At 57.1% G+C, this 7,735-nt stretch carries 7 protein-coding genes and 2 rRNA genes; 8 read left to right on the top strand and 1 reads right to left on the bottom strand.

Annotated features, from left to right (window positions below):
* The 5 genes from E1573_RS22795 to E1573_RS22775 all read left to right on the top strand — a co-directional run.
* A 23S ribosomal RNA gene (locus E1573_RS22795) occupies nucleotides 1-89 on the top strand; the annotation flags it as partial.
* 136 nt (nucleotides 90-225) lie between these two features.
* Nucleotides 226-341, top strand: a 5S ribosomal RNA gene (gene rrf, locus E1573_RS22790).
* A gap of 297 nt (nucleotides 342-638) precedes the next feature.
* On the top strand, nucleotides 639-1,298 hold the full coding sequence (locus E1573_RS22785) for a paraquat-inducible protein A (protein ID WP_133216807.1): 660 nt from the start codon (nucleotides 639-641) through the stop codon (nucleotides 1,296-1,298).
* Complete coding sequence (locus E1573_RS22780; RefSeq protein WP_133216806.1) at nucleotides 1,285-1,908, top strand: paraquat-inducible protein A; 624 nt, start codon at nucleotides 1,285-1,287, stop codon at nucleotides 1,906-1,908. Before E1573_RS22785 ends, E1573_RS22780 begins: the two co-directional genes overlap by 14 nt.
* Nucleotides 1,901-4,201 (top strand): PqiB family protein, encoded by a 2,301-nt coding sequence (locus E1573_RS22775; protein WP_133216805.1) that lies wholly within the window; start codon nucleotides 1,901-1,903, stop codon nucleotides 4,199-4,201. The genes E1573_RS22780 and E1573_RS22775 overlap by 8 nt, the downstream gene beginning before the upstream one ends.
* 124 nt (nucleotides 4,202-4,325) lie before the next feature.
* Here the strand turns inward: E1573_RS22775 and rpsT are convergent, their stop codons facing one another.
* Complete coding sequence (rpsT, locus tag E1573_RS22770) at nucleotides 4,326-4,604, bottom strand: 30S ribosomal protein S20 (RefSeq protein WP_133216804.1); 279 nt, start codon at nucleotides 4,602-4,604, stop codon at nucleotides 4,326-4,328.
* 251 nt (nucleotides 4,605-4,855) lie between these two features.
* Here rpsT and murJ point away from each other — a divergent pair, with 251 nt between their 5' ends.
* The 3 genes from murJ to E1573_RS22755 all read left to right on the top strand — a co-directional run.
* Nucleotides 4,856-6,394, top strand: a complete 1,539-nt coding sequence (gene murJ / locus E1573_RS22765; RefSeq protein WP_133216803.1) for a murein biosynthesis integral membrane protein MurJ — start codon at nucleotides 4,856-4,858, stop codon at nucleotides 6,392-6,394.
* Between the two features lie 118 nt (nucleotides 6,395-6,512).
* Complete coding sequence (gene ribF, locus E1573_RS22760) at nucleotides 6,513-7,463, top strand: bifunctional riboflavin kinase/FAD synthetase (protein WP_165957377.1); 951 nt, start codon at nucleotides 6,513-6,515, stop codon at nucleotides 7,461-7,463.
* On the top strand, nucleotides 7,460-7,735 hold a 276-nt coding region (locus tag E1573_RS22755), incomplete at its 3' end, for a class I tRNA ligase family protein (protein ID WP_133216801.1). The genes ribF and E1573_RS22755, both read left to right, overlap by 4 nt.

The raw sequence follows: 7,735 nt of genomic DNA, 5'->3' as shown, positions 1-7,735 counted from the left end.
GTCGAAGACTACGACGTTGATAGGTTGGGTGTGTAAGCGCTGTGAGGCGTTGAGCTAACCAATACTAATTGCCCGTGAGGCTTGACCATATAACACCCAAGCAATTTGAGCGAAAGCCAGATTGCGGTGTTGTGAAGACGAAACGAACCGAAAGTTTGCAATTCACAAACATCACATACCCGATTCGCTGGAGTGTCTGCACAAGACCTTCTGGCAACAGAATTTCTTGACGACCATAGAGCATTGGAACCACCTGATCCCATCCCGAACTCAGCAGTGAAACGATGCATCGCCGATGGTAGTGTGGGGTTTCCCCATGTGAGAGTAGGTCATCGTCAAGATTAAATTCCGAAACCCCTATCTGCACACGCAGGTAGGGGTTTTGTCTTTCCGCCCACTGGAAAAGACCAGGCTGTGGGAGTGCCGGTGTGGGAGCGGGCTTGCCCCGCGAAGCTATCTCACTGGCACATCGCCTATGAAGCTGATTGAACACTGGTGCGGCGACCCGACTTGCCTCGCGAAAGCGTTGTGTCAGTTACATCGTAATCGCGGGGCAAGCCCGCTCCTACTGACTTGACCCGTAATGCATGCGCTACGTATCGGGTAGAATGGCCGCTTCGTTGACTCAGAAGTTCACTATGTCCGACCCTGTCGAATCCCATCAACTTGCAGACCTGCCTCTGGAACAGTTGGTGGCGTGTCACGAATGTGACCTGTTAATGCACAAGCCTGTGCTCAAGCTTGATGAAAAAGCACATTGCCCACGCTGTGGTTACGAGCTCTATGCCCATCGCCATAACGTCGTCCAGCGCAGCCTGGCACTGGTATTGGCCGCCTTACTGCTCTACATCCCGGCAAACTTTCTTCCCATCATGCAGCTGCATTTGCTCGGTCAAAGTTCAAACGACACTGTTTGGACTGGCGTGGTTGGGTTGTACAACACCGGCATGACTGAAGTCGCCGTGGTGGTATTTCTCTGCAGCATGGCTATCCCGTTGCTCAAGCTGTTATGCCAGCTGGCGGTATTGCTGAGCATTCGCCTGAATATCGGACGCAGTTATGGATTGCTGCTGTACCGGATTTATCACCACCTGCGTGATTGGGGCATGCTTGAGGTGTATTTCATGGGCGTGCTGGTCGCGATGGTCAAGCTGGTTGATCTGGCTGAGTTGAGTCTCGGCCTGGGGCTGGCCTGTTTTATTAGCCTGTTACTCGTACAGGTGTGGCTGGAGGTGGTGATGTCACCCCACCAGATCTGGAGTGCCTTATCGGGGGAAGACCTGCATGCGTGCGATTGATGCCGGAATTCTGATTTGTGGCGAATGTCATGAGCTGAATCGTCAGGAGCCGGAAACCGACTCACAGACTTGCACCCGTTGTGGCGCAATTGTCCATGCGCGACGACCAAACAGTCTCACACGTACCTGGGCGTTACTGATTACTTCGGCCATTTTATATATCCCGGCTAACGTCCTGCCGATCATGACCGTCAGTGCACTGGGGCAGGGGAGCCCGGATACCATCATGTCCGGGGTCATCACCCTGATGAAGCATGGCATGCTGCCCATCGCCGCAGTGGTGTTCATTGCCAGTATTCTGGTGCCTACCTTCAAGTTGGTGGGTATCGGGCTGTTGCTCTATTCGGTGCAACGGCACCAACCGTTGTCTGCCCGGCAACGGATCTTGATGTATCGCTTCATCGAATTCATCGGACGCTGGTCGATGCTGGATATCTTCGTGATCGCCATTCTGGTGGCGGTGGTGAATTTCGGCAGGATCGCCAGTGTCGAAGCCAATCTGGGTGCCGTCGCCTTTGCCAGTGTGGTGATTTTGACGATGCTCGCAGCAGTAACTTTCGATCCCCGACTGATTTGGGATAACACGGAGTCGGATGACGACCATGAGTGATTTGCCTACGGCTAAAACCCGCCCAGCCTCTAACTGGTCGGCCATATGGATATTGCCTTTGATTGCCTTGATCATTGGTGGCTGGCTTGGCTGGCAGGCCTACCGCGAGTCGGGTGTGAACATCCAGGTTCGCTTTGAGAGCGGAGAGGGCATTGTTGCCAACAAGACCGAAGTGGTCTTCAAAGGTATGTCGGTGGGTAAGGTCAAGGAGCTGGTACTTGATGCCGAGGGCAGCAAAACCGGCGTTATTGCCACTATTGAAATGAACAAGGAGGCTGAGCCGCACCTCAACAGCGGTACACGCTTCTGGTTGGTCAAACCGAGTGTCACGCTTGCGGGTATCACCGGCCTGGAGACGCTGGTTTCAGGTAACTATATCGCCGTGAGCCCTGGCGAGGGGACGCCGACCAAGCGCTTCAAGGCGCTGGATGAGGCGCCGCCGATGTCTGACAGCGAGCCTGGCCTGCACCTGACCCTCAAGGCCGATCGCTTGGGCTCGCTAAACCGTGACAGCCCGGTGTTTTACAAGCAGATCCAGGTCGGGCGAGTGAAAAGCTATCGACTGGCCGAAGATCAGGGCACGGTGGAGATTAAGGTCTTCATCGAGCCGGCCTACACCAACCTGGTGCGCAAACACACGCGATTCTGGAATGCCAGCGGCATCAGTATCGATGCCGGTCTGAGCGGGGTGAAGGTGCGCAGCGAGTCGTTGGCGAGCATCGTTGCAGGCGGTATTGCTTTTGCTACACCGGAGCATCGCAAAGACAGCCCGCCGACCGACCCTAACCTGCCGTTCCGCTTATTCGAGGACTTCGATGCGGCGCAGGCGGGTATCAAGGTCAAGGTCAAGTTGAGCGACTTCGAAGGCCTGCAGGCTGGTCGTACGCCGGTGATGTACAAGGGCATCCAGGTGGGCTCGCTGAAAACCCTGAAAGTTGATGCGGATCTCACCAGTGCCGTGGCTGAGTTGACGCTCGACCCGCTGGCAGAGGATTACCTGGTCGACGGCACCCAGTTCTGGGTGGTCAAGCCGTCCATCTCTCTGGCTGGGATTACCGGCCTGGAAGCGCTGGTAAAGGGTAACTACATTGCCATCCGTCCAGGTGAGAAGGGGGCCTCTCCACAGCGCGAGTTCGAGGCACGAGAGAAAGCTCCGCCGCTCGATTTGAAAGCACCCGGCCTGCACCTGGTGCTGTTCAGTGACAATCTTGGTTCGCTGGAAGTGGGCAGCCCTGTCCTTTACCGTCAGGTCAAGGTCGGTACCGTGCAGAGCTACCAATTCTCCAAGAAGAGTAAGCGCCTGCTGATTGGTGTGCACATCGAGAAGGAGTACGCCAATCTGGTCAACGGTTCGACGCGCTTCTGGAATGCCAGCGGTATTACCCTCACTGGTGGGCTGTCGGGTATTCAGATCAAGAGCGAATCGCTGCAGAGTCTGATGGCCGGAGGTATCGCCTTTGATACACCAACCCCGAATGTACCGCTCAAGCGCCGTATTCCGAGCTTCCGTCTGCATGAAGATCAAGAGGCGGCCAACCGTAGCGGTACCACGGTAACCATTCGGGTGGAGCGTGCAGATGGCCTCAAGGTCGGTACTCCAGTTCGCTTCAAGGGCCTGGATGTGGGGCGAGTCGAGCAGGTCGATCTGACCGACGACTTGCAAGCAGTTGTGCTTAAAGCGCGTATTACCGAAGTACCGGAGCGTATCGCTCGTGAAGGTACGCAGTTCTGGGTGGTCAAACCGGCTCTAGGCATCGTCAAGACCGCAAACCTGGAAACGCTGGTGACAGGGCAGTATCTGGAAGTACAACCTGCTCCGAAGAACCTTGGGCCTCAGCGGGTATTCACCGCCTTGCCGCAAGCGCCGGACTTCTCTGCGCGTGAACCAGGGCTGGCGTTGGTGCTCAGTGCACCTCGACGGGGGTCGATCAAACCGGGTGTGCCTGTAACTTACCGTGAGATTCCGGTTGGTAAGGTAACCGGGTTCGAGCTGGGGCAAACGGCAGACCGCGTGCTGATTCATATCCTGATCGAACCGCGCTATGCCGCGCTGGTACGCGGTGGTAGCCGTTTCTGGAACAGCAGTGGCTTCGGGTTCGACTTCGGCCTGTTCAAGGGCGCTACGGTGCGCACTGAGTCGCTGGAAACCCTGATAGAAGGGGGAATTGCCTTCGCTACGCCAGATGGCGAGAAGATGGGTAATCCGGCTCGGCCGCAGCAGACATTCGCTTTGTTCGACAAGGCTGAAGAAGAATGGCTGCAGTGGGCACCGAAGATTCAGATCGGTAAGTAACCTATCGCGGGGCAAGCCCGCTCCTGCAGGATGTCTTCTTGTGGGAGCGGGCTTGCCCCTCGAAGCTAAAAACGCAGGCAATAAAAAACCGACCCTAAGGTCGGTTTTTTAACAAGCGTGTCGCTTAGGCAGCTGCAGCTTCTTTCAGCGCCTTGATGTGGCCATTCAGACGGCCTTTATGGCGAGCAGCCTTGTTCTTGTGGATGATGCCTTTATCGGCCATACGGTCGATAACTGGCACAGCCAGGATGTAAGCAGCTTGCGCTTTTTCGGCGTCTTTTGCGTCGATGGCTTTAACTACATTCTTGATGTAGGTGCGAACCATGGAACGCAGGCTGGCGTTGTGGCTGCGACGCTTCTCAGCCTGTTTTGCACGTTTTTTGGCGGAAGGTGAGTTGGCCACCGTCGAGCTCCTCGAAAGACTTGGTAAATAGCAAACAAAATAGGCCGCGAATCATGCCGATGAGTTAATCGGTTGTCAAGGGCGCTTGCATGGAACCGCTGAGTGGTTGTTCCTTACAAGGGAGTGATTCCCTTCTGCGGTACGACCTGTAAACTCGGGAGTTTTTGCTCTGCTTGCGTTGCGGCGCGGAGTATCGCACAACTGAGCGCATTGCGGCACAGCCCTTTATCTTATGGCGTAAAAAACTTTCAATGAACCTTCTGAAATCCCTGGCTGCCGTCAGTTCCATCACCATGATTTCCCGGGTGCTGGGCTTTGTGCGCGACACCATTCTGGCGCGGGTGTTCGGTGCCGGCGTGGCCACCGACGCTTTCTTCATTGCCTTCAAACTGCCCAACCTGCTGCGACGCATCTTCGCTGAAGGCGCGTTTTCCCAGGCCTTTGTGCCGATTCTGGCCGAGTACAAAACCCAGCAGGGCGAAGAGGCAACGCGCACCTTCGTGGCTTATGTCAGTGGTCTGTTGACCCTGGTACTGGCGCTGGTCACCGCTATCGGGATATTGGCCGCGCCATGGGTGGTGTGGGTCACGGCACCGGGTTTTGTCGACAGCAACGAAAAGTTTCAGCTCACCACTGATCTGCTGCGGGTGACGTTTCCTTATATATTGCTGATCTCACTCTCGTCGCTTGCCGGGGCCATTCTCAATACCTGGAACCGTTTTTCGGTGCCGGCCTTCGTGCCGACGCTGCTCAACGTGGCGATGATTGGCTTCACCCTGTTCCTGACCCCGTATTTCGATCCGCCGATCATGGCGCTGGCCTGGGGCGTATTGGCAGGTGGCTTGGCGCAACTGTTGTACCAACTGCCTCACCTGAAAAAAATCGGCATGTTGGTGTTGCCGCGTCTGAATCTGCGCGATTCCGGTGTCTGGCGGGTACTCAAGCAAATGTTGCCGGCCATTCTCGGGGTGTCGGTGAGTCAGATCTCGTTGATCATCAACACCATCTTCGCCTCGTTCCTGGTAGCCGGTTCGGTGTCTTGGATGTATTACGCCGACCGCTTGATGGAACTGCCCTCCGGTGTGCTTGGCGTGGCCCTTGGGACTATTTTGCTGCCGACCCTGGCCAAGACTTACGCCAACCGTGACCGTCAGGAGTACTCGCGGATTCTCGACTGGGGGCTGCGACTGTGTTTCCTGCTGGTGCTGCCGTGTACCCTGGCGATGGCGATTCTTGCTGAGCCTTTGACTGTCGCACTGTTCCAGTACGGCAAGTTCTCGGCACACGACGCCGCCATGACCCAGCGAGCGTTGATCGCCTATTCTGTTGGCCTGTTGGCAATCATTCTGGTCAAGGTGCTGGCACCTGGCTTCTATGCGCAGCAAAACATCCGTACTCCGGTTAAAATCGCGGTTTTCACCCTGGTCTGTACTCAACTGTTCAACCTGCTGTTTATCACCCACTTGCAGCATGCAGGCTTGGCACTGGCCATTAGCCTCGGCGCCTGCTTGAATGCCGGCCTGTTGTACTGGAAGCTGCGTCAGCAGCAACTGTTCCAACCACAACCGGGTTGGGGCAAGTTCCTGGCCAAGCTGGTGCTGGCCGTGGTGTTGATGTCGGCTGTACTGCTGGTGGGGATGCATTACATGCCGGCCTGGGCAGAAGGGCAGATGCTTGAGCGCTTCCTGCGTCTGGGCGTGCTGATTCTGGCTGGTGTACTCACTTATTTCGGCAGTCTGTTTGTGTTCGGTTTCCGCCCGCGAGACTTCGCGCGCAAGGCATTGCATTGAGCCACGAACACGGCCAGACGTCGGTTTTATGTTTTCCGCACCTCGGGGCGACGCTGCTGCCTGTCACCAGCGCCCGGGTGTGGTTATAATCGACCACTTTATGAGCAAGAAGCGCGTTATGCAGCTGGTTCGAGGCCTTCACAACCTGCGCCCCCAGCACCGGGGCTGTGTCGCCACTATTGGCAACTTCGACGGTGTTCACCGCGGCCACCAGGCAATCCTGGCGCGCCTGCGTGAGCGAGCGGAAGCGCTGGGCGTGCCCAGCTGCGTGGTGATTTTCGAGCCGCAACCGCGCGAATATTTCGCCCCGGATGCCGCCCCGGCCCGTTTGGCCCGCCTGCGTGACAAAGTCGCGCTGTTGGCCGCTGAAGGCGTAGACCGGGTGCTGTGCCTGGCGTTCAATCAGCGCCTGAGCAAACTCAGCGCCGCCGAGTTCGTCGATACCATTCTGGTCGATGGTCTGGGCGTCAAACACCTGGAAGTCGGCGACGATTTCCGCTTCGGCTGCGACCGGGTCGGCGACTTCGAGTTTCTCCAGCAGGCCGGGCTTAGCCAGGGCTTCACTGTAGAGGCCGCGCAAACCGTCGAGCAGGAAGGCCTGCGTATCAGCAGCACACAAGTGCGCAACGCCCTGGCCAAGGCTGACTTCGCCCTTGCCGAACGCCTGCTGGGGCGCCCGTACCAAATTACCGGCCGCGTGTTGCATGGACAAAAACTGGCCCGCCAGCTCGGTACGCCAACGGCCAACATACAACTCAAGCGTCGTCGCGTCCCGTTGACCGGTGTTTACCTGGTCAGTGTCGAACTCGATGGCAAAGCCTGGCCAGGCGTCGCCAACATCGGCGTGCGGCCAACCGTTTCAGGTGATGGCAGTGCCCACCTGGAAGTGCATATCCTGGATTTTGCCGGCGATCTCTATGGCCGGCGTCTGACGGTGGAATTCCACCACAAGCTGCGCGACGAGCAGCGTTTCGCCTCCCTGGAGGCGCTGAAGTCGGCGATCGATGCGGATATCGCCGCCGCACGTGCCCATTGGCACGCTCAACCGCTAACGAAGAGCCTGAAATGACCGACTATAAAGCCACGCTAAACCTTCCGGACACCGCCTTCCCGATGAAGGCCGGCCTGCCACAGCGCGAACCACAGATTCTGCAGCGCTGGGACAGCATTGGCCTGTACCAGAAGCTGCGTGAAATTGGCAAGGATCGTCCGAAGTTCGTGCTGCACGACGGCCCACCTTATGCCAACGGCAAGATTCACATCGGTCATGCGCTGAACAAGATTCTCAAGGACATGATTGTCCGCTCCAAGACCCTGTCCGGTTTCGATGCCCCATACGTG

Source organism: Pseudomonas sp. H9, assembly GCF_004353925.1.
Lineage (GTDB): Bacteria > Pseudomonadota > Gammaproteobacteria > Pseudomonadales > Pseudomonadaceae > Aquipseudomonas.
This window is presented reverse-complemented; position numbering and strand designations above follow the sequence as displayed.